Source organism: Actinomadura sp. KC345, assembly GCF_004348515.1.
Taxonomy (GTDB): Bacteria; Actinomycetota; Actinomycetes; order Streptosporangiales; family Streptosporangiaceae; genus Spirillospora.
Genome location: NZ_SMKH01000038.1, coordinates 14,187 through 38,381, shown reverse-complemented (window position 1 = coordinate 38,381; position 24,195 = coordinate 14,187). Strand labels below are relative to the sequence as shown.

General features: G+C 72.6%; 23 protein-coding genes and 1 pseudogene. 7 read left to right on the top strand and 17 right to left on the bottom strand.

Annotated elements, in window-relative coordinates; translation table 11 throughout:
• Together E1281_RS09490 and E1281_RS09485 are read left to right on the top strand one after the other, a co-directional pair.
• Positions 1 to 232: UTRA domain-containing protein (locus E1281_RS09490; RefSeq protein ID WP_131876902.1), on the top strand; the 232-nt coding region annotated here is incomplete at its 5' end.
• A gap of 104 nt (positions 233 to 336) precedes the next feature.
• A complete protein-coding gene (locus tag E1281_RS09485) occupies positions 337 to 1,008 on the top strand; it encodes a Uma2 family endonuclease (protein ID WP_165958848.1) in 672 nt (223 codons plus the stop codon).
• Positions 1,009 to 1,116: 108 nt separating this feature from the next.
• On the opposite strand, the gene bioB is transcribed toward E1281_RS09485, so the two are convergent.
• The 3 genes and pseudogenes from bioB to E1281_RS09470 form a co-directional block, all read right to left on the bottom strand.
• Positions 1,117 to 2,112 carry a biotin synthase BioB gene (bioB, locus tag E1281_RS09480; protein ID WP_131876900.1) on the bottom strand — a complete coding sequence of 332 codons (996 nt, stop codon included), beginning with the start codon at positions 2,110 to 2,112 and terminating at the stop codon, positions 1,117 to 1,119.
• Positions 2,113 to 2,115: 3 nt separating this feature from the next.
• Positions 2,116 to 2,835 (bottom strand): dethiobiotin synthase, encoded by a 720-nt coding sequence (bioD, locus tag E1281_RS09475; protein ID WP_131876905.1) that lies wholly within the window; start codon positions 2,833 to 2,835, stop codon positions 2,116 to 2,118.
• Between the two features lie 146 nt (positions 2,836 to 2,981).
• A pseudogene (locus E1281_RS09470) lies at positions 2,982 to 4,430 on the bottom strand (carotenoid oxygenase family protein); the annotation flags it as partial.
• Between the two features lie 63 nt (positions 4,431 to 4,493).
• On the opposite strand from E1281_RS09470, the gene E1281_RS09465 reads away from it, so the two are divergent.
• Together E1281_RS09465 and E1281_RS09460 are read left to right on the top strand one after the other, a co-directional pair.
• Positions 4,494 to 6,155 carry an acetolactate synthase gene (locus E1281_RS09465; protein WP_131876899.1) on the top strand — a complete coding sequence of 554 codons (1,662 nt, stop codon included), beginning with the start codon at positions 4,494 to 4,496 and terminating at the stop codon, positions 6,153 to 6,155.
• Positions 6,148 to 6,642 carry a GNAT family N-acetyltransferase gene (locus tag E1281_RS09460; protein WP_131876898.1) on the top strand — a complete coding sequence of 165 codons (495 nt, stop codon included), beginning with the start codon at positions 6,148 to 6,150 and terminating at the stop codon, positions 6,640 to 6,642. The genes E1281_RS09465 and E1281_RS09460 overlap by 8 nt, the downstream gene beginning before the upstream one ends.
• On the opposite strand, the gene E1281_RS09455 is transcribed toward E1281_RS09460, so the two are convergent.
• The 7 genes from E1281_RS09455 to E1281_RS09425 all read right to left on the bottom strand — a co-directional run bounded on the left by E1281_RS09455 (position 6,639) and on the right by E1281_RS09425 (position 13,747).
• Positions 6,639 to 6,833, bottom strand: a complete 195-nt coding sequence (locus tag E1281_RS09455; protein WP_131876897.1) for a hypothetical protein — start codon at positions 6,831 to 6,833, stop codon at positions 6,639 to 6,641. The two genes, E1281_RS09460 and E1281_RS09455, sit on opposite strands and share 4 nt — an antisense overlap.
• Positions 6,827 to 8,176, bottom strand: coding sequence for a biotin carboxylase N-terminal domain-containing protein (locus E1281_RS09450; RefSeq protein ID WP_131876896.1), 1,350 nt, complete (start codon positions 8,174 to 8,176; stop codon positions 6,827 to 6,829). The genes E1281_RS09455 and E1281_RS09450 overlap by 7 nt, the downstream gene beginning before the upstream one ends.
• 150 nt (positions 8,177 to 8,326) lie before the next feature.
• Positions 8,327 to 9,148, bottom strand: a complete 822-nt coding sequence (locus E1281_RS09445; protein ID WP_131876895.1) for a hypothetical protein — start codon at positions 9,146 to 9,148, stop codon at positions 8,327 to 8,329.
• 60 nt (positions 9,149 to 9,208) lie between these two features.
• Entirely contained in the window at positions 9,209 to 9,994 is a 786-nt protein-coding gene (locus tag E1281_RS09440; RefSeq protein ID WP_131876894.1) for an XdhC family protein, read from the bottom strand.
• The gene (locus E1281_RS09435) at positions 9,991 to 12,393 is read right to left on the bottom strand and encodes an aerobic carbon-monoxide dehydrogenase large subunit (protein WP_131876893.1); all 2,403 of its coding nucleotides are present in this window, start codon (positions 12,391 to 12,393) and stop codon (positions 9,991 to 9,993) included. The genes E1281_RS09440 and E1281_RS09435 overlap by 4 nt, the downstream gene beginning before the upstream one ends.
• Complete coding sequence (locus E1281_RS09430; protein ID WP_131876892.1) at positions 12,390 to 12,884, bottom strand: (2Fe-2S)-binding protein; 495 nt, start codon at positions 12,882 to 12,884, stop codon at positions 12,390 to 12,392. The genes E1281_RS09435 and E1281_RS09430 overlap by 4 nt, the downstream gene beginning before the upstream one ends.
• Positions 12,881 to 13,747 (bottom strand): xanthine dehydrogenase family protein subunit M, encoded by an 867-nt coding sequence (locus E1281_RS09425; RefSeq protein WP_131876891.1) that lies wholly within the window; start codon positions 13,745 to 13,747, stop codon positions 12,881 to 12,883. Before E1281_RS09425 ends, E1281_RS09430 begins: the two co-directional genes overlap by 4 nt.
• Positions 13,748 to 13,861: 114 nt before the next feature.
• Here E1281_RS09425 and E1281_RS09420 point away from each other — a divergent pair, with 114 nt between their 5' ends.
• The gene (locus E1281_RS09420; RefSeq protein WP_131876890.1) at positions 13,862 to 14,785 is read left to right on the top strand and encodes a LysR family transcriptional regulator; all 924 of its coding nucleotides are present in this window, start codon (positions 13,862 to 13,864) and stop codon (positions 14,783 to 14,785) included.
• A 35-nt stretch (positions 14,786 to 14,820) separates the two neighbouring features.
• Here E1281_RS09420 and fusA read toward each other — a convergent pair whose 3' ends face one another.
• Together fusA and E1281_RS09410 are read right to left on the bottom strand one after the other, a co-directional pair.
• Positions 14,821 to 16,842 carry an elongation factor G gene (gene fusA / locus E1281_RS09415; protein WP_131876889.1) on the bottom strand — a complete coding sequence of 674 codons (2,022 nt, stop codon included), beginning with the start codon at positions 16,840 to 16,842 and terminating at the stop codon, positions 14,821 to 14,823.
• 113 nt (positions 16,843 to 16,955) lie between these two features.
• Positions 16,956 to 17,588: a GntR family transcriptional regulator gene (locus tag E1281_RS09410; RefSeq protein ID WP_243716742.1), complete on the bottom strand. Its 633-nt coding sequence runs from the start codon at positions 17,586 to 17,588 to the stop codon at positions 16,956 to 16,958.
• An 82-nt stretch (positions 17,589 to 17,670) separates the two neighbouring features.
• Between E1281_RS09410 and E1281_RS09405 the strand changes: the two genes are divergently transcribed.
• Positions 17,671 to 18,432, top strand: coding sequence for a DUF1932 domain-containing protein (locus tag E1281_RS09405; RefSeq protein WP_131876887.1), 762 nt, complete (start codon positions 17,671 to 17,673; stop codon positions 18,430 to 18,432).
• A 19-nt stretch (positions 18,433 to 18,451) separates the two neighbouring features.
• Here the strand turns inward: E1281_RS09405 and E1281_RS09400 are convergent, their stop codons facing one another.
• From E1281_RS09400 to E1281_RS09380, 5 genes are all read right to left on the bottom strand, one after another.
• Positions 18,452 to 19,504 carry a 4-oxalomesaconate tautomerase gene (locus E1281_RS09400; protein ID WP_243716741.1) on the bottom strand — a complete coding sequence of 351 codons (1,053 nt, stop codon included), beginning with the start codon at positions 19,502 to 19,504 and terminating at the stop codon, positions 18,452 to 18,454.
• The gene (locus tag E1281_RS09395; RefSeq protein WP_131876886.1) at positions 19,501 to 20,190 is read right to left on the bottom strand and encodes a 4-carboxy-4-hydroxy-2-oxoadipate aldolase/oxaloacetate decarboxylase; all 690 of its coding nucleotides are present in this window, start codon (positions 20,188 to 20,190) and stop codon (positions 19,501 to 19,503) included. Before E1281_RS09395 ends, E1281_RS09400 begins: the two co-directional genes overlap by 4 nt.
• Positions 20,187 to 20,927: a PIG-L family deacetylase gene (locus E1281_RS09390; RefSeq protein ID WP_131876885.1), complete on the bottom strand. Its 741-nt coding sequence runs from the start codon at positions 20,925 to 20,927 to the stop codon at positions 20,187 to 20,189. Before E1281_RS09390 ends, E1281_RS09395 begins: the two co-directional genes overlap by 4 nt.
• Before the next feature lie 51 nt (positions 20,928 to 20,978).
• A complete protein-coding gene (locus E1281_RS09385) occupies positions 20,979 to 22,043 on the bottom strand; it encodes an FUSC family protein (RefSeq protein WP_131876884.1) in 1,065 nt (354 codons plus the stop codon).
• A gap of 120 nt (positions 22,044 to 22,163) precedes the next feature.
• A complete protein-coding gene (locus tag E1281_RS09380) occupies positions 22,164 to 23,375 on the bottom strand; it encodes a YncE family protein (protein ID WP_131876883.1) in 1,212 nt (403 codons plus the stop codon).
• A gap of 152 nt (positions 23,376 to 23,527) precedes the next feature.
• Here E1281_RS09380 and E1281_RS09375 point away from each other — a divergent pair, with 152 nt between their 5' ends.
• Positions 23,528 to 24,193: a TetR/AcrR family transcriptional regulator gene (locus tag E1281_RS09375; protein ID WP_131876882.1), complete on the top strand. Its 666-nt coding sequence runs from the start codon at positions 23,528 to 23,530 to the stop codon at positions 24,191 to 24,193.
• Positions 24,194 to 24,195: the final 2 nt, after the last annotated feature.

The window sequence follows — 24,195 nt, the reverse complement described above, 5'->3', positions numbered from 1 at the left end:
CCTCTACGAGACGCTCGCCACCGCCTACGACGTCCACCTCACCGAGGCCGAGGAGACGATCGAGACCGTCCTCGCCACCCCCCACGACGCCCAGCTCCTCGGGGTGGACGTGGGCCTCCCCATGCTCCTGCTCTCCCGCCACGCCCTCGACACCACCGGCCAGCCCGTCGAATGGGCCCAGTCCCTGTACCGAGGCGACCGCTACAAGTTCATCACCCGCCTCCGCCGCTGACCCACCCTCCTCTGCCAGTCGACCCCGCACGCTTCTCGACCACAAGTTCGACGAACGCGACTACGCTGGGTGCACCCCTTCTCTACGATGACCGGGAGCAGATCGTGAGGGAGGAGTCACACAAAGTGAAAATCCTGTCCAAGGAAGAACTGTCGGAGTTGCCTGACACGCCCTACAACCTGTGGGTGCGCGGTGAACTCGATGATTACGTCGACGCCCCCGAAGGATCCCGGATCGAGATCATCGGAGGAGAGGTCGTCGTGTCGCCACCGCCCGGGCTCCCGCACAACGCCGTCACTGGCGACATCGTGCTGGTCTTCAACCGTGCGCTCGGACCCGAGTTCCCCTGGCGGACCGACAACGGGACCGGGATGTCCCTCGTTGGCGTGGGCGACGGGTACGTACCGGATCTCATGATTGTGGACCAGGACGTGTATCTGGCCGCGCGCCGCTCTGGAGTACGGACCTTGGTGCCCGACCAGGTCGAACTGGTCGTGGAAGTCACCTCGTACGGTAACGCCGGGAACGACCAGCAACCCACCGCACGGGGACGCGGCAACAACAAGTGGAACGGTTACGCCGCGGCCGAGATCCCTTACTACCTCCTAGTCGACCGCTCCCCCAAGGTCGGACGCTCCATTCTCTACTCCATCCCAGACCAGGGTCTGGCCGCATACCTGCACCAGGAGTCCTGGGAGTTCGGTGAGACCGTCCACCTCCCCGACCCGTTCGACATCGAGATCGACACCAGCGAGTGGAAGCCTTGGGACAGATGAGAACGGGTCACTAGGAAAGACTTGACCTCCACCGACGGCGCGCCTCGTCCACCCGTACCGGACTCCTCGCGCCAGGCCCCGGTGCCGCTGGAAGGGGCAGTGACCTCCTCACAGGGTCTGGCTCAGGGACTTGATGGGCATTTTCAGGTCGGTGAGGAGTTCCAGGTCCTTTTCGGCGGGGCGGCCGAGGGTGGTCAGGTAGTTGCCGACGATGACGGCGTTGATGCCGCCCAGCATTCCTTCGCGGGTGCCGAGGTCGCCGAGGGTGAGTTCGCGGCCGCCGGCGTAGCGGAGGATGGTGCGGGGCAGGGCCAGGCGGAACGCGGCGATGGTGCGGAGGGCGTCGGAGCCCTCGACCAGCGGGAGGTCGGCGAACGGGGTGCCGGGGCGGGGCGCCAGGAAGTTCAGCGGGACCTCGTCGGGTTCGAGTTCGGCGAGCTGGCCGGCGAACTCGGCGCGCTGCTCGGTGGTCTCGCCCATGCCGACGATGCCGCCGCAGCACACCTCCATTCCCGCGTCCTTGACCATGCGGAGGGTGTCCCAGCGCTCCTCCCACGAGTGGGTGGTGACCACGTTCGGGAAGTGGGAGCGGGCCGTCTCCAGGTTGTGGTTGTAGCGGTGGACGCCCATCGCGGTGAGCTCGTCCACCTGCTCCTGGGTGAGCATGCCGAGCGAGCAGGCGATGTTGATCTCTACGGCGTCGTTGATGGCCTTGATGCCGTCGCGGACCTGCGCCATGAGGCGCTCGTCCGGACCGCGGACGGCGGCGACGATGCAGAACTCGGTGGCGCCGGTCTTCGCGGTCTCCCTGGCGGCCTCGACCAGCTCGGGGATGTTCAGCCACACCGAGCGGACGGGCGACTCGAACTTGCCGGACTGCGAGCAGAAGTGGCAGTCCTCGGGGCAGCCGCCGGTCTTCAGCGACACGATGCCCTCGACCTCGACCTCGGGCCCGCACCAGCGCATCCGGACCTCGTGGGCGAGCGCGAGGAGGTCCTCCAGCCGGTCGTCCGGGAGGGTCAGGCATTCGAGCACCTGGGCGGCGGACAGGCCCTTGCCCTCGTCCAGGACTTGACGGCGGGCTACGTCGAGGATGTCTGTCACGTATTACTCCTTGTCGAGGCCGAAGCTGTCGCGGAACGCGGCGGCGTCGAAGGCGCCGCCGAACGAGGGGGCCAGGCCGCGGTGCGCGGCCAGGAGGAACTCCGCCGGGTCGAGCGCGCCCGCGCCGGCGGGCATGGCGCCCGACAGCGGCCGGGCCGCGATGGTCTCCAGGTCGCGGATGTTGCTGCGCATCGCGAGGTCCGGGCCGTCCGGCCACGCGCCGATGACGACGCCCGCGAGTTGCACGCCGCGGTGCGCCATCGCCTCCAGCGTGAGGGCGGTGTGGTTGAGGGTGCCGAGATCGGGGCGGGCCACGACGACGGCGGCGGCGCCGAGCCAGCGGGCCAGGTCGGCGATCGTGGTGCCCTCGTCGTCGTAGCGGACGAGGAGGCCGCCCGCGCCCTCGATCAGCACCAGGCGGCGGTCGTCGGACAGGTCCCGGGCGCGTTCGGCCACCTCGGGCAGCCGGACGGGCGGGACTCCGGCGCGGCGGGCCGCGGCGGCGGGCGACAGCGGGTCGGGGAAGCGCGCGAACTCGTGCACGTCGTCGAGGCCGGCGAGCCGCCGGACCTCGTCGAGGTCGCCGCGCTCCCCGTCGCCGGCACCGGTCTGGCCGGGTTTGACGACGGCGACGGACGCGCCGCGCGTGGCGGCGACCGCGGCCAGCGCCGCGGTGACGACGGTCTTTCCGACGCCCGTACACGTCCCTGTCACCACGAGCACACTCACAAGCCGTGACCCTAGCGCGGGGCCATGGCGGGGACGGCGGCCGGACCCCACAGTCTTCGGCGGGCGTTTTTGTAGCGGGCCGTCCGGGGAACGCGGTGCGGCGGCGGAGCGTCCCCTCTCGGCCCGGTCGCGGGTATCGCCTAGCGGGCGTCCAGGTCGGCGGCTACCTCGTGGGCGGTGGCGGCCAGGGCGGGGTCCAGTCGGTCTAGGCGGGCGTCCAGGTCGTCGGCGAAGCTGAGGCGTTCCAGGTCTGGGGGCGGGACGGCTTCGGGCATCCAGGCGGAGTGGATGAGGAAGGGCACCGTCGTCCCGCTCGGTGGGGCCAGGACGGCGAGGGGGCCTCGGGCCACGTCGGCGGCGTCGAAGAGTTCGATGCGGAAGCGGTCGTCGTTGTGGACGGCCACGATGAGGTATCCCTCGTGGCCGCCGGGGTTCGCGCCCGCGTAGCGGGTGCCGCCCTGACCGCGCGGGACGAACGACGGCGACGTGGGGTAGTCGTCCAGGGCGAACGTCCACTCGGACAGGGCCTTGAGGTCTTCGCGGTCGTGGGTGACCAGGACGGCCGGGGTCTCTTCTGCGGGGAACAGCGACGGGTCTATCCGGCCCTTGTAGTTGCGCATGGCGCGCTGGTTGATGGCCTCTGGGTGGAAACCCAGGTAGATGAGGTGGTGGCGGGTCGGGTCGGTCTGTCCTTCGAAGCACCAGTCGATGGCGGACAGTTCGGCCTGCCACCACCGTTCGGGGTCGCCGGCGCGCGCTCGTTCCTGCACTCGGCCGGTCTCCGGGTCGAACTGCAGGACGGTCGTGAGGGCGGGCGTCATGCCGTGGCAGTACATGCCGCGCAAGGCCGGGTCGACGGGACGTCCGTACAGGTCGATGTCGTCCTCGCGCAGATACATCCCGATGTCCACGCCTTCGCTGTGCTCCATCACGACCTGGACGCCGTCGGTGTCGTCGTAACGGGCGTAGAAGTGGTTGACCTCGGGCGCGATGCGGACCTCCTTGCAGGTGACCGTTCCGCGGCCCGGAACCAGGTCGTCCTTGCGGATGAGCAGCACGGGACCGCCGGGGTTGTTGGCGACGGTCCGCTCGCCGCCGAAGACCTCCTCGGTGTCGATCTTGTAGGCGGTGTCGGCCAGGACGAGCCAGTCACGGGTCTGGGTGATGGTGTGGGTGGCCTGCGGGAGCACGGCGTTCTCGACGTCCCAGCGCTGGACGCGGCTCCCGGTCCCGTCGTAGCAGATCACGGAGACGGCGCCGGTCAGCACGTCCCGGCTGATGCTCCACAGGCAGCCGCGCTCGGGGTCGACCACCGGGTGGGCGGTGGTGGAGACGAGCGGCAGGACGGCCTGGTCCATGGCGGGCTTCCAGTCGTCGCGGTGCCCGACCTCGGCGACGAACTCCAGCGTGACGGGGTCGACCTCCACCGGGCGGCCGGCGTCCCAGGTCGCGAATAGCCGGTCGCCCCACGGCAGCGGCGCGGTGTTGGCCGCGTTGACGAATCCCCAGGGCGAACTGGTGCCGACCGGGCCGGGGGTGAACAGGTCGGGACGTTTCCGCCGCAGCCGGACCGACGGGGTGTCGACGACGCGGGCGCGCCAGGCGAAGCGTAACTACTACTGCGGCAAGCGATCGCTTGTTACGGTGCGTGCATGAGAGCGCGGCACGGTGGTGACACGGCGATCGCGGAGATCCGCAGGCACGGTGTGGAGACGATGTTCACGCTCTCGGGCGGGCATGTCTTCCCTCTGTACGACGGCGCTGTAGGCGACAGCGACGCCAAGACGGAGGCGGACGCGGTGCCCCGCATCCTGGACGTCCGGCACGAGCAGACCGCGGTGTTCGCGGCCGAGGCCACGGCGCGGCTCACCCGCCGCACCGGCCTGGCCGTCCTGACGGCGGGTCCCGGCGTCACCAACGGCGTCAGCGGCATCACGACGGCCCACTTCAACGGGTCCCCCGTCGTCGTGCTCGGCGGGCGCGCCCCGCTGGGCCGCTGGGGCGCCGGCGCGCTGCAGGAACTCGACCAGCCGCCGCTTCTGGCGCCCGTCACCAAGCTGGCGGCGACGGCGGGCGGGCCGGACACGCTCGCGTCCGACATCGCCCGCGCCTTCACGACGGCCGCCGCCCCGCACCGCGGCCCGGTCTTCCTCGACGTCCACATGGACCACCTGTTCGGCCCGGCGGGCCCGGCCCGCGAGGAGGGACTCCCCGAGCCGCCGGAGCGGCCCGCCGACCCGGAGCGGCTGGACGGCGTCGCCGCGCTGCTGAAGGCCGCGCGCCGCCCCGTCCTGGTGCTCGGCTCGGACGTGTGGATGGACGGCGCCGACGAGGCCGCCCGCGAGTTCGCCGAGGAGCTGCGGCTGCCGGTGGTCGCCAACGGCCAGGGACGCGGCATCCTGCCCGCCGGGCACGAGCTGCTCGTCACCCGCGCCCGCGGCGCCGCGTTCGGGGACGCCGACCTCGTCATCGTCGCGGGCACGCCGCTGGACTTTCGGCTCGGCTACGGCTCGTTCGGCGACGGGTCGGCCAAGGTCGTCCACCTCGCGGACGCGCCGTGCCGGCTGGCGACCCACCTCCGCCTCGCCGGGTCCGCGGCCGGGGACCTGTCCCCGCTGTTCGGAGACCTCGCCGCGGCCTGCGCGAAGGCGGGCGTGTCCCCGGCCGCCTACGCGGACTGGCGGGCGGGACTGTACGACGCGGCCTGCGCCGCCATCGCCGGCGACATCGATCTGCTGGCGTCCGCCGCCGACCCGATCCACCCGCTGCGGATCTACGGGGAGCTGTCCAGGGTCCTCGACGACGACGCGGTGGTGATCGGCGACGGCGGCGACTTCGTCTCCTACGCGGGCAAGTACGTCGAGCCCCGGCGGCCGGGCGGCTGGCTCGACCCCGGTCCCTACGGGTGCCTCGGCACCGGGCTCGGCTACGCGATCGCCGCGCGGCTGGCCCGCCCGGCCGCCCAGGTGGTCCTGCTGCTCGGCGACGGAGCCGCGGGACTGTCGCTCATGGACGTGGATAGCCTGGTACGGCACCGCCTGCCGGTCGTCATGATCGTGGGCAACAACGGATCCTGGGGGCTGGAGAAACACCCGATGCGCATGCTGTACGGCTACGACGTGGCCGCCGACCTCCAGCCGCACTGCCGCTACGACGAGGTCGTGCGGGCGCTCGGCGGGGCCGGCGAGCTGGTCACCCGCCCGGACGGGATCGGGCCCGCGCTGCGCCGCGCGCTCGGCTCCGGGGTCCCGTACCTGGTGAACGTCGCCACCGACCCGGACGTCTCCTACCCCCGCACGACCACCGGTGTCTGACCCGGTGATCGTCCGCCCGGCCCGGCCGGACGAGTACGCGCTGGTCGGCGAGCTGACCGTCGAGGTCTACGTGGCCGGCGGCCTGGTGTCGCCGGAGTCTTCGTACGTGGCCGCGCTCCGGGACGCCGCCGACCGCGCCGCAAAGTCGGACCTGCTCGTCGCCGAGGTCGCGGGCGAGGTCGCCGGCGCGGTCGCGTACTGCCCGCCCGGCAGCCCGTACGCCGAGCTCGCCGGGCCGGACGAGGCCGAGTTCCGGATGCTCGCCGTCCGGGAGAAGGCGCGCGGCGAGGGCGTGGGGCGGGCGATGGTCCGCGCGTGCACCGACCGCGCCCGCGCGGCCGGGCTCACCGCCGTGCGCCTGTCGACCCAGCGGAACATGGACGACGCCCACCGCCTGTACGAGCGCATGGGCTTCGTCCGCACCCCCGACCGCGACTGGGAGCCCGTCCCCGGCCTGAAGCTGATCACCTACGCCCTCGCGGTCTAGGGCACGGCCCCCGGTTCGAGCGCGCCGTGCTCGGAGCAGCGGGCCGTCCAGCCCAGCGGCGTGACCTGGACGACCATGCGGCGGCGGCAGTGCGGGCAGTAGCGCGGCGGCTCCATCCGGCGGGCGGTGCGGCATGCGCCGTGGTCGCCCTCGGCGGCGGGTTCCCCGCAGCGGTCGCAGTAGCTCAACACTCCACCTCCGAGGTCCGCATGCGTCCCACCGAACCGGTGTCGTAGGTGCCGTCCGCGAACTCGGGGCGGTCGAGCAGTTCCCGCAGGAAGGGCAGGTTCGTCGGAAACCCCTCGATGCGGAAGGCGTCCACGGCGGCGCGGGCCCGGCGCAGCGCGTGGTCGCGGTCGTCGCCGTGGACACACAGCTTGGCGAGCATCGGGTCGTAGTGGGTGGTGACGGTGGCGCCCTCGGCGTATCCGGCGTCGATGCGGATGCCGTCGCCCACCGGCTCCTCCCACACCTTGATCTTGCCCGCGCCGGGGAAGAACCGCTGCGGGTCCTCGGCGTGGACGCGGAACTCGAAGGCGTGGCCGCGGGGCGCCGCGCCGGTGAACGACACGGGCTCGCCGGCGGCGACGCGGAACTGCTGCTCGACGAGGTCGATGCCGGTGACCAGTTCGGTGACGCGGTGCTCGGCCTGGAGGCGGGTGTCCATCTCCAGGAAAAAGAACTCCTGCGCGGCGGGGTCGACGAGGCATTCGACGGTGCCGGCGCCGCGGTACCCGACGGCCTCGCCGGCGCGGACGGCGGCGGCGAGCATCCGCTCGCGGAGCGCCGGGCCGACGCCGGGCGACGGGGTCTCGCCGGCGACCTTCTCACGGCGGCGCTGGACGGAGCAGTCCCGGTCGCCGAGCGCCACGACGGTTCCGTCGGCGAGGCCGAAGATCTGCACCTCGATGTGCCGGGCGCCCTCCACGTAGCGTTCGAGGAGGATGTCGTCCTGGTGGAACAGCCAGGCGGCGCGGGTGCGGGCGGCCTCGTAGGCCCTGCGCAGCGTCTCCTCGTCGCGGGCGACGCCCATGCCGATGCCGCCGGTGCTCACGGCGGGCTTGACCATCACGGGGTAGCCGATGCGCTCGGCCTCCTCGACCGCGGCGCCGGCGTCCGGGACGGGCTCCCACACGCCGGGGGCGACGGGGACGCCCGCCTCCTTCATCAGGTTCCGTGAGTTGATCTTGTTGCTCAGCCGGGCGACGGCGAGCGGCGGCGGACCGACCCACACGCGGTCCTGGGCGGCCACGGCACGAGCGAACTCGGCGTCCTCGGCGAGGAACCCGTAGCCGGGGTGGACGGCCTGCGCGTTCGTCCGGCGCGCGGCCTCCAGGACCGCGGGCACGTTGAGGTAGCTGCGTGCGGGACTCGGGGGGCCGATCAGGACGGCCTCGTCCGCCTCGGCGACGAACGGCAGGCCGGCGTCGGCCTCCGAGTACACCGCGATGGCCTTGATCCCCATCGCGCGTGCCGTGCGGATGATCCGGCTGGCGATCTCGCCGCGGTTCGCCACGAGCACAGACTCGAACACCTGCGGACTTCCCCTCGCGAATCGGCGGGACCGGCGCGTCCCGACCCAGCCGACCTTAGCGGGGGCGCGCCCTCCGCGTCCGGGCGGACCGCCGACAGATACCCTGCCGGGGATTTGTCCGGCCGGGTCACGGCATGCGGTGATCCGTCGCTACGCGGGATTCAGGAGACCGGCGTCCACGACGGCCCTGCCGTAGGGGCGGGCCAGTTCGGCGAGGCGCTCGCAGCCCTCCTCGCCCAGGACGGAGTAGGCGGGCAGGGCGAGGGCGTCGGTGCGGTCCTCGATGTGCCGGCGGAAGTCCTTGCCCTCGGTGGTGAGGGATTCGCCGTCCAGCAGGCCGCGGCCGCGCAGCCGCTCCGCGGTCGCCTCCCATTCGTCCGACGGCCAGGCCCGGGTGGCCTTGAGGAACGGCGTGGGGACGGTGCCGGTCGCGCCGTGCAGGACGAGGGCCTCCAGCGGGGTGACGCCCTCCGCCGTGAGGACGGCGATGTGCCCGTCGCCGCGGAACTCGCGCAGGAGGGTCTGGGCCCACCAGAGCTGGAGGATCGGCTCGTCCGGCCAGGCCAGCGCGGCGTGCGCGGCGAAGAGCGGCCGACCGTGGGCCTGGTCGCGGGCCGCCTCGGCCGCGCGCCGCGCCAGGGCGAGGGTCTCCTCCAGAGCCGGGAGCCGGTGGATCTGCGCGCGGCGGAGCGCGGCGCCGGCGGCGTCGGTCCGGGCGGCGAGGACCCGCTCCGGGGCCGCCGCGTCCCAGGCCGCCGGAAGCGCGCGGCGGACGATCGCGGGATGGAAGTTGTAGAACGTCGCGATGACGATCTCCGCGGACGCCCGCCCGAAGGCGGCCGAACGGGACGCGAAGTAGCCGGATCGGGCGTCCAGGCCGAGGGCGGCGTACCGCTCCGGGCCCTCGGGCACGAAGTAGATCATGCTGTGCACCGGTTCGAGCCGCCGCCATGCCTGCCGTGCCGCTTGCATCCGCCACCTCCGGGCCGCCCGCTTCTGGAAACCGAACGTAATTCTAGTAGGGGCGGCCCGTCAACCTCGGTGGCAGTGACGCACCTCATCCCCGGCTTCGCCCGGAACGGCTGGAACGGCTCGAACGGCTGGAACGGCCGCGCGCGACGGGACGGGACGGAGCGACAAAATCTCCGCCAGGACCGACAGAGCGATCTCCGGAGCGGTGCGGGCGCCGATGTCCAAGCCCGCCGGTGCGTGCACGCGATCACCGCCGTCGAGGGACGAGGTGACCGCCGCGCCGCGCCTCCGGCTGGCGATCAGCCCGATGTAGGGCACCCCGGCGTTCAGCGCGGCCTTGAGGATGGCCTCCTCGTCCCGGCCGTGGGTGGCGACCACGACGGCCGCCGCGTCGGGGCCGGGCGGATCGGCGGCCCCGGCCGGGCGGGCGTCGAACCCGGCGGCGCGGCCGACTTCGGCGAGCGCGCGGGCGACCGGCCCGTCCCCGTGCACGTGGACCAGGGCGGGCGGGATCACCGTTTCGAGGAACACGTCGAGGGTCCCGCCCGACAGACACGGGTTGCTGACCGTGACCATCCCGTCCAGCGGCGAGCCGCCGGCTCCCGGGGTGATGCGCAGCAGGGTCGACTCGCCGGATTCGAGGAGCCGGAGCGCCTGGTCGCGCACCGCCGACGCGGCGCACTCGCCGCCGACGAACCCCTCCAGCGTCCCGTCGGGCAGCACGAGCGCCCGGTCGCCCGTCTTCGCGCTCGTCGGGCGCTCGGCGCGGACGACGGTGGCGAGCACGTAGGGCGTCCGCTCGCTGCGCAGGATCTCCCCTTTCGTCGACAGGGCCTTGTCCGTCATGGGATCGCCAGGTCCGTGCGGAACGGCCGCCCCTGGATGACGCGCCAGACGTTCGCCGGGGTGAGCGGCATGTCGGCGTGCCGGACGCCGTAGGGCCGGAGCGCGTCCACGACGGCGTTGACGATCGCGGCGGGCGACCCGACCGTCGCGGACTCGCCGACGCCCTTGGCCCCGAGCGGATGGTGCGGGGACGGGGTGACGGTCTCGCCCAGCTCCCAGGACGGGCACTCCATCGACGTCGGCAGCAGGTAGTCCATGAACGACGCGCCGAGGTGGTTGCCGTCCTCGTCGAACGCCATGACCTGCATGAGCGCCATCCCGACCCCGTCGGCGAGGCCGCCGTGCACCTGGCCCTCGACGATCATCGGGTTGATCCGGACCCCGCAGTCGTCCACCGCGATGAACCGCCGGACGGTGACCTTGCCGGTGCCCGGGTCGACGTCCACGACCGCGATGTAGGCGCCGAACGGGTAGGTGAGGTTGGGCGGGTTGTAGACGGTGGTCGCGTCGAGGTGGCCCTCCACGCCCTCCGGCAGCTCCAGGCTGCCGTGCGCGGCCATCGCGATCTCCTGCATGGTCGCGCCGGACGACGGGTCGCCGCGGACGGCCCACCGCCCCGGCGTCCATTCGAGGTCCTCGGGCGCCGCCTCCAGCATCGCGCCCGCGACGATCCGGGCCCGCTCGCGCACCTTCCGCGCGACGACCGCCGTCGCCGCGCCCGACACCGGCGTGGACCGCGAACCGTAGGTGCCGAGCCCGAACGGCGTCTGGTCGGTGTCGCCGTGCACGACCTCGACGTCCTCGTACGGGATGCCGAGTTCCTGCGCGACGATCTGCGCGAACGTCGTCTCGTGCCCCTGCCCCTGCGTCTGGACGGAGATGCGCAGGACCGCCTTGCCGGTGGGGTGGACGCGGAGTTCGGCGCCGTCGGCCATGCCGAGGCCGAGGATGTCCATGTGCTTGCGCGGGCCGGCGCCGACCGCCTCGGTGAAGAAGCTGATGCCGATGCCCATCAGAGGCCCGTCGCCGCGCTCGCGCCGGTCGGCCTGCTCGGCGCGCAGCGCGTCGTATCCGGCCATGTCCATGGCGGTGCGCAGCGTGCGGGGGTAGTCGCCGGAGTCGTACTCCCAGCCGGTCGGCGACGAGTACGGGAACTGCTCGGAGCGCAGCAGGTTGCGCAGCCGCAGCTCGGCGGGGTCGGTGTCCAGTTCGGCCGCCAGCAGGTCGATCATGCGCTCGACCAGGTAGGCGGCCTCGGTGATGCGGAACGAGCAGGCGTAGGCGACGCCGCCGGGCGCCTTGTTGGTGTAGACGCCGGTGACGGCGCAGTGCGCGGCCTCGACGTCGTAAGAGCCGGTGAACACGTGGAAGAACCCGGCGGGGAACTTCGTCGGCTGCGCGGTGCCGTTGAACGCGCCGTGGTCGGCGAGGACCTTCACGCGCAGCCCGCGGATGCGGCCGTCCCGCGTCGCCGCGATCTCGCCGCGCATGTGGTAGTCGCGGGCGAACGACGTGGTCATCAGGTTCTCCGACCGGTCCTCCATCCACTTGACCGGGCGCCCGCTGACGATGGACCCGACGATCGCGCAGACGTAGCCGGGGTAGATGCCGACCTTGTTGCCGAAGCCGCCGCCGATGTCGGGCGAGACGACCCGGATCTTGTGCTCGGGCAGCCCCGCGACCAGCGCGTAGACGGTGCGGTGGGCGTGCGGCGCCTGGGTGGTGGTGTGGACCGTGAGCTTGCCGGTCACCTTGTCCATGTCGGCCACGATCCCGCACGTCTCCAGCGGCGCCGGATGCACCCGCGGGTACAGCATGTCCTGGGCGACGACCACCTCCGCTTCGCCGAAGACCCGGTCGGTCCGCTCGCCGTCGCCGGCCTCCCAGTCGAAGATGTGGTTGTCGGTGCGTCCCTCCACGTCGTCGCGGATGAGCGGGGCGCCGTCGTCCAGGGCCGTGCGGGCGTCGACCACCGGCGGCAGCGCCTCGTAGTCGACGTCGATCAGCTCCAGCGCGTCGCGTGCCGCGTAGTGCGTCTCCGCGACGACGAACGCGACCTCCTGCCCCTGGAACCGCACCTTGTCGGTGGCGAGGACGGCCTGGACGTCGTTGGACAGCGTCGGCATCCACGCGAGGTTCAGGCCGGAGAGGGTCTCCCCGGTGATGACGGCCCTGACCTGCGGGTGCGCTTCGGCGGCGGTGGTGTCGACCGAGAGGAGCCGGGCGTGGGCGTGGGGGCTGCGCAGCACCGCCCCGTACAGCATCCCCGGCAGCTTGATGTCGTCGACGTAGGTGCCCTGGCCGCGGATGAAGCGGGCGTCCTCCTTGCGCGGCACCCTTCCGAACCCGTGCTGCCCGTTGCCCCCGTGCCCGTTGCCGCCGTGCCCGTTCTCGCTCATGAGGTCACCTCCTCGGACTGCTCGGACCGCTCGGCGGGGTGCTCGGCCGCCCAGCGGACGGAGCGCACGATGTTCTCGTAGCCGGTGCACCGGCAGATCTGCCCCGACACCGCCTCGCGGATCTCCGCGTCGGTCGGGTCGGGGCGGTGGTCGAGCAGCCACCTCGACGTCATGAGCATGCCGGGCGTGCAGAACCCGCACTGCAGGCCGTGGCACTCGGTGAAGCCCTTCTGGACGGGGTCGAGCTCACCGTCCCGCTCCAGCCCCTCCACGGTGCGGACCTCCTTGCCGGACGCCATCACCGCCAGGACCGTGCACGACTTCACCGGAACCTCGTCCAGCCAGACGACGCACGCGCCGCAGTTGGACGTGTCGCACCCCCAGTGCGTCCCGGTGAGGTCCAGGTCGTCTCGCAGGAAGTGGACGAGCAGCAGCCGCGGCTCGACGTCGCGGGTGTAGGGCTGCCCGTTGACCGTCACGGTGATGTTCATCCCTGCCACCTCTCGTAGGCGCGGCGCAGCGCGCGTGCGGTCAGCTCTCCGGCCAGGTGCCGCTTGTAGTCGGCCGGTCCCCGCTGGTCGGAGCCGGGGTCGCAGTGCTCGGCGGCGACCCGCCCGGCCTCGGCGAACACGTCCTCGGACGGGACGGCGCCGCGCAGCACCTCCTCCGCCTCGGCCGCGACGAAGTGCTCGGCCCGGACGGCGGTCAGCCCGATCCCGGCCTCGGCGATGCGGTCGCCGTCCATCCAGAGGGCGGCCCCGGCGGCGGCGAGCGGCCAGTCCCCCGCACGCCGCTCGACCTTCTCGTACGCACTCGATCCGCCGGGTCTGATGGGCACCCGCAGCTCGGTGAGCAGCTCGCCCGGTCCGACGACCGTCTCGTAGGGGCCGGTGTGGAACTCGCGGAGCGGCACCGTCCGCTCCCCGTCCGGACCCCGGATCACCGCGGACGCGCGCAACGCGCCGAACGCGGCCGACAGATCCTCGGACGGGTCGGCCTGGCACAGCGAGCCGCCGACCGTGCCGCGGTTGCGGACCACCGGGTCGGCGATGACCCGCTCCGCGTCGTGCAGGATCGGGAAGTGCTCTCCCGCGACCGCCGAGTCGAGCAGGCCGGCGTGCCGGACGAGCGCCCCCACGCACAATGCGCCGCCCTCGATCCGGATGCGGGACAGCTCGTCCACGTCGTTGATGTCGATCAGCGCCTCGGGCTCGGCGAGCCGCAGCTTCATCATGGGGATCAGGCTGTGGCCGCCGGCCACCACCCTCGCCTCGTCCCCATGGCGCGCGAGCAGCGCGAGCGCCTCCTCGACGGTCGTCGCCTTCTCGTACTCGAAGTTCGCCGGTACCTGCACGACGCCCCCTCGGGATGGGATGTGGGCCGGATTCTCGCTCCGCCCGCAACCGGCCACAACGGCCGGATAAGCGAAGGCTTAACGGGCGTGCTCCCCGGGGCGCAGACTGGCGGCATGACCCTGACGCAGCTCGGTGCGTTCGTCCTCGTCGCCAGGCTCGGCTCGGTGAAGGAGGCGGCCCGCGCGCTGAACGTGAGCGAGCCCGCGGTCTCCCAGGCCCTCGGCGCGCTGCGCCAGCACCTGGACGACCCTCTCCTCATCCGGGGGCCCGGCGGGATGACGCTGACCGAGGGCGGCACCCGCCTGCTGCCGATCGCGTCGCAGATGGTGGTGCTCGGCGCGGAGGCGGAGGGCGCGGTCCGGGCCGCCCAGGGCGCGCCCGAGGCGCTGCGGGTCGCCGCCGTCCCCGCCGTCGCGGAGTTCGTCGCGACCCCGCTGCTGGACGCGTTCGCCGCCCGCTCCGCACGCGACGTCGAGGGCAGCGCGGGCGTCGTCGGCGGGCGGGAGATGCCCGTCCTGCTGCACAACCGCCTCGCGGACGTCGCGCTCGGCCCCCATCTCGCCGACGACCAGGGCCTGGTCAGCGAACCCGTGTACCGCGCGAGCCTGGTGGCCGTCGGCACCGCCGCCGCCCCGCGCCCGCTGTGGCTGGTCGACCCGTCCGGCACCGACCGGTCCAGCGAGACGTCCCGGCTGCTGCGCCGCCTGAAGGTCCCCGAGGACCGGATCCGCGTCTACCCGAACCAGACCGCCGCGTGGGCGGCCGCCGCCGACGGCGGCGGCCTCGCCGTCGCCCTCGCGCACCTGGTGGCGCCCCGTGTCCAGCGGGGCGAGCTGCGCGTCATCGCGACCCCCGCCACCCCGGTGGAGATCCGCTGGCACGCCACGACGCTGGCGCCCGACCGCCGCCCGCCCCTGGCCGGCTCGTTCCGCCGCTTCCTCGCGACCGCCGAGGCCCTCCACATCATGCGCTCCCCCGGCTCGGGCGTGCCCCCGTCCCGCTTCCGCCCTCCGGTCTACGTGACCATCTGGAGCTGACCGGGGCCGCGTACACGGCCCCGGTCGGCGCGGGATCAGCCCGCCGAGATGATCTTCTCGGCGACCGAGGGCGGGACCTCGGCGTGGGAGTCGAACTGCATCGTGAAGACGCCGCGGCCGGAGGTCATGCCGCGCAGGTGCCCGACATAGCCGAACATCTCCGACAGCGGGACCAGAGCCTCGACGACCCGGGCGCCGGCCCGCTCACCGGTTCCCCCGACGCGGCCGCGGCGGGCGTTGAGGTCGCCGATCACCGCTCCCAGGTACTCCTCCGGCGTCGTGACCTCGACGGCCATCACCGGTTCGAGCAGCACCGGGGACGCGCGCCGGACGGCCTCCTTGAACACCATCGAGCCGGCGATCCTGAAGGCGAGCTCCGACGAGTCCTCGGTGTGGAAGTCGCCGTCGAGCAGGGTGACCCGCACCCCGGTCATCTCGTGCCCGGCGAGGACGCCGGCCTGCATCGCCTCCTGGCAGCCCGCGTCCACGGACGGGATGAACTCCTTCGGGATCCGCCCGCCGGTGATCCGGTTGACGAACTCGTACCCGTCCTCGATGGGTTCGAGGGAGATCTGCACCTTCGCGTACTGGCCCTTGCCTCCCGTCTGCTTGCGGTGCGTGTGGTCGACCTTGTCCACCCGGCGCCGGACGGTCTCGCGGTAGGCGACGCGAGGCCGGCCGACGTTGGCGCCGACGCCGAACTCCTCCTTCATGCGGTCGATGAGGATCTCCAGGTGGAGTTCGCCCATGCCGCCGATGACGGTCTGCCCGTTCTCGTCGTGGACCTGGAAGGACGGGTCCTCCTCGGAGAGCCGCTGGATGGCGGCGCCGAGCTTCTCCCTGTCGCCCTTGGACTTCGGCTCGATGGCGACCTCGATGACCGGGTCCGGGAAGTCCATGGACTCCAGGACGACCGGATGGCCGTCGTCGCACAGCGTCTCGCCGGTCGTGGTCTGCTTCAGGCCCATGACCGCGACGATGTCGCCCGCGCCCGCCGACTCGATCTCCTCGCGGTCGTCGGCGTGCATGCGGTAGATCTTGCCGATGCGCTCCTTGCGGGACTTGACGCTGTTCAGCACGGACGCCCCGGACACCAGCCGTCCCGAGTAGATCCGGACGAAGGTGAGCCGGCCGAGGTACCGGTCGCTCACGATCTTGAACGCCAGCGCGGACAGCGGTTCCGCGTCGGTGGCCGGCTGGACGTCCGGCGGCGACGGCAGGTACCGCACGACCGCGTCCAGGAGGGGCTGGACGCCCTTGTCCTTGAACGCGCTGCCGCAGAACACGGGCGTGACCGCGGAGGCGATCGTGAGCCGCCGGACGGCCGCGTGCAGCTGCTCCGGCGACGGCTCGGCGCCGTCGAGGTACAGCCCCAAGACCTCCTCGTCGTGCTCGGCGACCGTCTCGACGAGCGTGCCGCGCCACCGGCGCGCGTCCTCGGCGTGGCGCGCCGGGACGTCCACGACCTCGTACCCGCCGTCCGACCAGACGTGCGCCCGGCCGGAGACCAGGTCGACGACGCCCTCGAACCCGGCGCCCGACCCGATCGGAAGCTGCATGACCAGCGGGACGGCCCCGAGCCGGGAACGGATCATGTCGACGCACCGGTGGAAGTCGGCCCCGGCCCGGTCGAGCTTGTTGACGAAGCAGACGCGCGGCACGCCGTACCGGTCGGCCTGCCGCCACACCGTCTCCGACTGGGGCTCGACGCCCGCGACGCCGTCGAACACCGCCACGGCGCCGTCGAGCACCCGCAGGCAGCGCTCGACCTCGATGGTGAAGTCGACGTGCCCCGGCGTGTCGATGAGGTTGATGGTGTGCTCCACACCGTCGACCGCCCAATGGCAGGTCGTGGCCGCGGACGTGATCGTGATGCCGCGGTCGCGTTCCTGTTTCAGGTAGTCCAGCGCGGCGGCGCCGTCGTGGACCTCGCCGATGCGGTGCGAGACGCCGGTGAAGAACAGGATGCGCTCGGCGGTCGTCGTCTTGCCGGCGTCGATGTGCGCCATGATCCCGATGTTGCGAACCTTGGCGAGTGCAAGGGTTGTGGCTGTCATCGGAATCCTCCTCTTCTCTCGATGACGACCGCCGCCGGACAAGATCGTCCCTCTACGGCACGTGAGACGGTAACGGCGGAGAACGCACCGAGGCGAAGGGTTTTCGGGGCGCGCTAGGGGGCGCGGCGGCGCTCGATCTGGGAGAGGGTCTCGATGACGCTCCGCAGGTGCGTGCGCGCGGCGCGTTCGGCCGCCCGCGCGTCGCGGGCGGCGATCGCCTCGATGATCTCCAAGTGCTGCGGGAGGGAGACCTGCGGGCGGCCCGGGTGCATGGCGAGCCTGAACTGGTGGCGGACGTTCTGGGCGCGCAGCCGCTCCAGGACCCCGGCGGCCGTCCGCTGGCCGCTGATCTCGCGGATGCGCCCGTGGAGCCGCTCGTTCAGCCGCGAGTAGCCGAACACGTCGCCGGACGAGACGGCGGCGCGCATGTCCTCGCCGATGGACCGCAGCTCGGCGACGTCGGCCTCGCCGGCCCGTTCGGCGGCCTTGGCGGCGCACAGGCCCTCGATCACCATCCGGACCTCGGTGATCTCCACCGCCTCGTCGAGGGAGACCGCGCGGACGCGGGCGCCGCGGTTCTGGACGCGCTCGATCAGCCCCTCGTTGGCCAGTTCGAGCAGCGCCGCGCGGACGGCCGCGCGGCTGGCCGCGAACTGCTCGGACAGGTCGGCCTCGATCAGCCGCTGGTTCGGCACGAACTCGCCGCTGAGGATCGCCTCGCGGATCCCCGCCACCACGTCGCCCACGGCCCACTCCGAGATTGTCGCCATTTTTGTCGCTGATCTAAGGTAGCTCAGGCGGGGCGACCGTCGTTAAGGAGGAACGTTGATGCCGACCATCGCGGTTCTGGGGCTCGGCGAGGCGGGCGGCGCGATCGGGAGCGATCTCGTCGCGGCCGGGGCCGAGGTGCGCGGCTACGACCCGGCGGTGCCCGCGCCGGACGGGATGACGGCGGCCGGGAGCGAGGCCGAGGCCGTCGCGGGGGCCGATCTGGTGCTGAGCGTCAACAGCTCCCATGACGCCGCCGCGGCGCTCGAGGCGGGCGTCGGCGCGGCCGGCGGCGGCGCCGTCTGGGCCGACCTGAACACCGCGTCGCCCGGGTTGAAGCGCGAGCTCGACGCCGTCGCGAGGGCGGCCGGCGTCCGGTTCGCCGATGTCGCGATCATGGCTCCGGTACCGGGGCGAGGCCTGCGCACCCCGATGCTGGCCTGCGGTGCCGGGGCCGGGGACGTCGGCCGCGTCCTCGGGCCGCTCGGCGCGTCCGTCGAGGTGATGGACGCGGAGGCCGGGGAGGCGGCGGCGCGCAAGCTGCTCCGCAGCGTCTTCTTCAAGGGCCTGGCCGGGTCGGTCGTCGAGGCGCTGGAGGCCGCGCGGGCCGCGGGCTGCGAGGACTGGCTCCGGCGGAACATCGTGGACGAGCTCACGGCGGCCGGGGACGCCACCGTGGAGCGGCTCGTCACCGGGACCTACAAGCACGCCGCACGCCGCGCCGCCGAGATGGAGGCCGCGGCGACAATGCTGGAAGAACTGAACGTCCCGCCCACGATGGCCGCCGCCAGCCGCGACCTCCTGACCCACCTCTCCCGTTGACTTGCGGCGTGCTTGAGGGTCATGGTCCGCTCCGGGGGAAGACTGTGCCGTCGAGAAGCTTGCGGGCCGTCCTGACGACGCCGGAGCGGCGGACGGCCCGGCCGTCCAGCTCGACCCGCACGTCCAGCCGGCCGGCCGGGTGCTCGATGCCCATCGGGACGCCCGGCGGCGGGAACGCGGCGAGGCCGTGGCCCACCGCGCCGTCCATCAGCACCGCGGTGGCGACGCTGACGGCGCCGAGCACGCCGATCGAGGCGTGCACGCGCAGCGGGATGAACGTGCGCGTGCAGATCGTCCCGCCGTCGCGGGGCGGCGCGACGAGGGTGGTCTTGGGCACCGGGGCGGCGGAGACGTCGCCGAGGCCCATCAGCTCGCCCGCCCGGAGGCGCAGCGACTGGACGCGGTCGCGCAGCGCCTCCAGCTCGTCCGGGCTCTCGTATCCGGTGACGCCGAGGGCGGACGCGGCGGCCACGACCACCGGCATGCCGTTGTCGACGCAGGTCACCTCGATGCCGTCGATCACATCGCGGAGACGGCCGGTGGGAAGCAGCGACCCGCAGGACGATCCTTCCGTCTCCGCGAAGTCCAGGACGATCGGCGCGGCGGTGCCGGGCACGCCGGAGACGGCCGTGTCCCCCGCGTAGTCGACGGCGCCGCCGGGTGTGGGGAACGTCGCGGTCGCGACGCTCTGCGAGTTCACCATCCTGATGCGGACGCTCGTGCGCTCGTCCCCCGCCGCGACCAGGCCGCGCTCGACGGCGAACGGCCCGACGCCGGCGAGCAGGTTGCCGCAGTTCTGCCGGTCGGAGACGGTCGCGTCCGCCACGCCGAGTTGCAGGAACAGGTAGTCGACGTCGGCGCCGGGCGCGGCGGCGCGGGAGACGACCGCGACCTTGCTGGTGAGCGGGTGGGCGCCGCCGATCCCGTCGATCTGCCTCGGGTCGGGGGTGCCCATGACGCGCAGCAGGAGGTCGTCGCGTTCGGCCGGGTCGGACGGCAGGTCCTCGGCCAGGAAGTAGGCGCCCTTGGACGTGCCGCCGCGCATCACCATGCAGGGAACGCCCGTGGTCACGACTCGGTGTACTCGACGTACTCGATGCCCATGCCGGGCAGCCGGTCCCGCAGTCCGTAGCGGTCGAGGCCGAGTTCGCCGCGCCGGAACGCCTCCCGGGTCGCGGTCTCCTTCTCCTCGCGCGCCTGCGAGGCGGTGATCGCGTCCGCGGCGTCCTCGCGCGGGACGCACAGCACCCCGTCGTCGTCGGCGAGGATCACGTCGCCCGGCCGGACGACCTGCCCGCCGATCGCCACCGGGACGTTCACCGACCCGGGCGTCGCCTTCACGGTTCCCTGCGCGCTCACGGCGGCCGACCACACGGGGAAGCCCATCGCGTGCAGTTCCGCCACGTCCCGGACCCCGGCGTCGATGACGAGACCGCGCACGCCCCGGTGCTGGAGCGCGGTCGCGAACAGTTCGCCGAACATCCCGTCGGTGGACGGCGAGGTGGTCGCCACGACCAGCACGTCGCCGGGACGGCACTGCTCGACCGCGACGTGGATCATCAGGTTGTCGCCCGGCCACGACAGCACGGTGACCGCCGTCCCGCCGAGGCGCGACCCCAGGTGGACGGGCCGGATGGACGGCCCGAGGTACCCGGTCCGCCCCATGGCCTCGTGGACGGTCGCGACCCCGTACCCGGCGAGCGTGCCGACCGCGGCCGCGTCGGCGCGCGGCGTGCCGGTGACGACGACGGTCCTCACGCCAGGACCCCCGTCGTCTGCGGGTACAGCCGGACGTACGCCTCGGCCATCGTGCTGTGCGGCAGCCCCAGGTTCGGACCCGCGTTCCGCTTCAGCTGAACGCCGCGCCGCTTGGCCAGGTCGGTGTAGTAGTCCCACATGTGCTGCTGCGCGGGCAGGCGTTCCATGGCCCTGCGCTTGCGCTCGAACACCGGGGTGATGTCGAGCAGCACGTCGGGCCTGAAGTCGCACTGCTCCGGCTGGTGCGGCTCGAAGAAGAACACCGGCGGCGCGCCGAGCGGCTCGCCGGGGGCGTCGTACCCGATCGCCTGGGCGAGCACCCGGGCCTGGAGCGCCATCCGCGCCGCCGCCGGGTGGTCGCCGTTGTAGGGGTCGGACAGGGTGTGGGTGAGCACGGCCGCCGGCTCGAAGTCCCGGTAGACGCGGACGAGCCGGTCCACCAGCTCGGGCGTCTCGGCCAGCGGGTAGTCCCCGGCGTCGAGGAACTCGATCTCGGCGCCGAGTTCCGCCGCCGCGGCCTCCGCCTCGCCGCGCCGGATCCCCTTGATCTCCTCCAGCCCCCGGCCCTCGCGCCACGCCCTGGCGGACTCGCCGCGCTCGCCGAAGCTCAGGCACACCACCTTGGCGCGGTCGCCGCGCTCGGCGGCCAGCGCGATCGCGCCCGCGGCGCGCCACACGAAGTCACCGGCGTGCGCACTGATCACGAGGACAGGGCTGGACGGGGTGTCGTCGCTCATGGCACCACACTCTGGGCCTTGTAACCCAAATTGTCAACAATTCTGCGAACACTAGCTCGGGTAGTCGCGGAGCTGGTCGAGCAGGAGGCGGCTGAGCCGCAGCATCTCCTTGGACGGGTCCAGGAGACCGGCCACGTCCGTCGCGGGGCCGAGATGGGGCTCCTCAAGCTCGTCCTGCATCCGCTCCGCCTCGGCGAAGTCCTCCTCGTCCGGTGGCTCGACCAGCCGCTCCACGAGGTCGGCGTGCTTGTGGAGGAGGGCGCCATAACCGCGCCGGAACGCCGGATCGAGCGCCATCTCGTCCTCTCCGCCGTCCATCGCCAGCCGCAGGGTCCCCGCGATCGAGCGGGTGCAGGACACCGCGTTGTCGAGCGCGTTCAGCTGGTGGGCCGCCACCCACTGGTCGGGGACGTGGCCCCAGCGCAGCCTGAAGCCCCACCACCGCGCCCGCGGATTGGCGCGCATGCTGGACTGGCCCTGCTCGATCGAATACCGCGCCTGCCGCTGGACGCTCATCAGGTACGACTCGCGTTCTCCCCAGAGCGAATCCCACTCGTCGGGGTCGAGGACGTCCTCGGCGAGCGTCTCCACGGCCTCGGCGAGCGCGACGCGCAGATCGCGGACGGCGTGCTCACCGCGCCGCAGATACAGCGGAGGGAAGATCATCGCGTTCACGGCCAGCCCGACTGCGAGACCGATCCCGACATCACCGAGCCGGGGCCACACGTAGTCGGTGACGTGGTGCCCGCCGAACAGCAGGGCGAACAGCGCGGTGAACGCCACCTGGGACGACTGGCCGCCGAGCCTGCGCCAGCCCGCGAGCATCAGCGAGACGAGGACGACCACGGCGATCCCGAGCGTGGTCGGGCCGATCAGCAGCCCGACCGGTATCGCCACACCGGCACCGATCAGGAACCCGGCCCCGTACGCCAGGCTCTCGGTGACCGACCGCACCACCGTGGGAAAGACGCCGAGCAGCGCGGCCAGCGGAGCGAAGTAGGGCTGGGGGTGGCCGGCCAGGTGCTTGGCCGCCAGCCAGGCGGCGCACGCCGCCACGACGGCCTTCAACGTCAGCTTGGTGCGCTCCTGCCAGTACCGGCGTCCGGCGAAGGGCATCAGATGGCGTCGGAGTCCCTTGAATCGCACCCGGGGACGGTTCCCGCAGAAATCCCCGCAAACCGCGGACCCGCCGGTGGGGTGGGCGGCCGGCGGGCCCGCGGTGGCCGGTTCCGGGGGTCAGCCGTTGGACGGGTCCAGCGAGCCGACCGCCTCGGGGGTGAGCTTGGCGGCGCGCTCACGCTGCGGGTAGTGGCCGACGTCGATGCGGGCGACCTCCTTGGCCGTCCGGTAGTCGATCACCGAGACCTGGTTCTTCTCGGAGAGCGAGACGTAGCAGTCATGGCCGTTCGGGCCGGTCTGCGTCCAGTACGGCAGGGCGCCGGACCCGTAGTGGACGGTCCCGTCCGTGGTCAGGCCGGGGCGGGAGACGACCGAGACGTAGTCGCTGATCGTCGCCGCCACGCACAGCTTGCTCTCACCGGCGTTCATCGCCATGCCGTGGTGGGCGGAGTTCTGCGGGTAGTCGTCGGGGCTCATCGCGGCGGCCTCGTCGCTCAGCGGCATCTCCACGGTCCGCTTGATCCGGCCCGCCGCCAGGTCGTACTCGACGAACCCGTTGAGGTAGGACAGCTGCGCGTACATGGTCCTGTTGTCGCGCGTGAAGGCGGCGGGGCGGATCCCGTACTCGAACTCGTAGGTGCGCACGTGCTCGAACGTGTCCGGGTCGACCGCGGTGACGGCCTTCGAGCCCTTGAGTCCGTTGAGCACCTTCGGCAGCGAGGTGATCCCGATGCTGGAGTTGTAGAGGACCGACCCGTCCGGCGAGTAGTCGTTGGCGTGCGGGTAGGTGCCGGTGGCGAAGGTCGTCACCAGCTCACCGGTCGCGGTGTCGATCACCTCGGAACGGCTCGCCGTGGTGGCGCTGACGACGAACTTGGTCCCGTCCGGGGACAGCGCGGCGTGGTCGGCCTTGAAGCCCTCGGTCTTGCGCCGCCACAGCATCTCCCTGGAGGCGATGTCGAACGCGACGGCGTCCGAGAGCGCGCCCCGCGAGACGTAGATGGTCCTGCCGTCCGGGGACACCGCGATGTCGTCGACGAGCTTGGTGTAGCCCTGGATGTTGTTGACGACCTCGTAGCCGATGCGCTCCACCGGGTTCATCGCGTCGAGGCGTTCCTGCAGATCCGGCACCAGGTTCATCGAGCCGATGTTCTCGTACGTGGCGGTGTCGATGAAGCTGACGGTGCCGCCCTGCCCGTTGCCGACGGCCATCACGTCCCGGAGCTGCACCGCCTCGGCCCTCGGGGTGACGCCACCGGCGAGCGCCGTCACCACCAGGAGGGCCCCGAGGAGCAGCGCGGCAGGTCTTCGGAGACTGAGGGAGGGCATCACTACCTCCTGTGGGGGGTGGGTCTCCAGTCTGAAAACGGCTGTATTCTGACTTGGTTACTGGACGGTAGGACAACGGGCCCCTCGGCACAAGACCCATTTGCGGCACAAGGCCTTCTCGGCGGGCCGCCTCAGGGCCGGAAAGGAGCGAGGTGGCAGGCAGGCGCGCGACGCCGACCGGCAGGTACGGCGGCAGATCCGCCGCGGAGCGGCGCGCCGAGCGCCGCCGCAGGTTCCTGGACGCGGGCCTCGAACTCTTCGGCCGCGGCCCCGGCTACCGGGCCACCACGGTCGCGGGCCTCAGCGAGGCGGCCGGCCTGTCCACCCGCCAGTTCTACGAGGAGTTCGACTCCCTGGAGGACGTGCTCGCCGACCTGCACCTGGAGGTCAACGACACGGCCGAGCGGTCCGTCATCGCCGCCCTGCCCGACGTCGAAGGACTCCCCCTGGCCGAGCGCACCGCCCGCCTCTTCCGCGCCTACGCCGCGAGCATCACCGCCGACCGCGCCCGCATCCGGATCGCCTTCGTCGAGGTCGTCGGCGTGAGCCCGAGAATGGACCGGCAGCGCCTCGCCCGCCGCGCCCGCTGGATCGAGTTCATCTGCGCCGAGGCGGCCGCCGCCGCCGAACGCGGCGAGATCGCCGACCGCGACTACCGCATCGCCGCCGCCGCCTTCACCGGCAGCATCACCGGCCTCCTCCACGACTGGGACGCCGGCTGGGTCGAAGCCTCACTGGACGACCTGATCGACGAACTCGTCCTCCTGCTCCTGGCCCGCCTCCACGCCGCCGACGGATCGCCGGGGCCGGGCGGGTGAGC

Excerpts from the sequence above, each read along its gene's own strand:
- E1281_RS09385 (WP_131876884.1), bottom strand. The coding sequence starts at position 22,043 with ATGCCCTTCGCCGGACGCCGGTACTGGCAGGAGCGCACCAAGCTGACG.
- E1281_RS09430 (WP_131876892.1), bottom strand. The coding sequence starts at position 12,884 with ATGAACATCACCGTGACGGTCAACGGGCAGCCCTACACCCGCGACGTC.
- E1281_RS09390 (WP_131876885.1), bottom strand. The coding sequence starts at position 20,927 with ATGAGCGACGACACCCCGTCCAGCCCTGTCCTCGTGATCAGTGCGCAC.
- E1281_RS09440 (WP_131876894.1), bottom strand. The coding sequence starts at position 9,994 with ATGACGGACAAGGCCCTGTCGACGAAAGGGGAGATCCTGCGCAGCGAG.
- E1281_RS09465 (WP_131876899.1), top strand. The coding sequence starts at position 4,494 with ATGAGAGCGCGGCACGGTGGTGACACGGCGATCGCGGAGATCCGCAGG.
- E1281_RS09420 (WP_131876890.1), top strand. The coding sequence starts at position 13,862 with ATGACCCTGACGCAGCTCGGTGCGTTCGTCCTCGTCGCCAGGCTCGGC.
- E1281_RS09405 (WP_131876887.1), top strand. The coding sequence starts at position 17,671 with ATGCCGACCATCGCGGTTCTGGGGCTCGGCGAGGCGGGCGGCGCGATC.
- E1281_RS09380 (WP_131876883.1), bottom strand. The coding sequence starts at position 23,375 with ATGCCCTCCCTCAGTCTCCGAAGACCTGCCGCGCTGCTCCTCGGGGCC.
- fusA (WP_131876889.1), bottom strand. The coding sequence starts at position 16,842 with ATGACAGCCACAACCCTTGCACTCGCCAAGGTTCGCAACATCGGGATC.
- E1281_RS09445 (WP_131876895.1), bottom strand. The coding sequence starts at position 9,148 with ATGCAAGCGGCACGGCAGGCATGGCGGCGGCTCGAACCGGTGCACAGC.
- E1281_RS09435 (WP_131876893.1), bottom strand. The coding sequence starts at position 12,393 with ATGAGCGAGAACGGGCACGGCGGCAACGGGCACGGGGGCAACGGGCAG.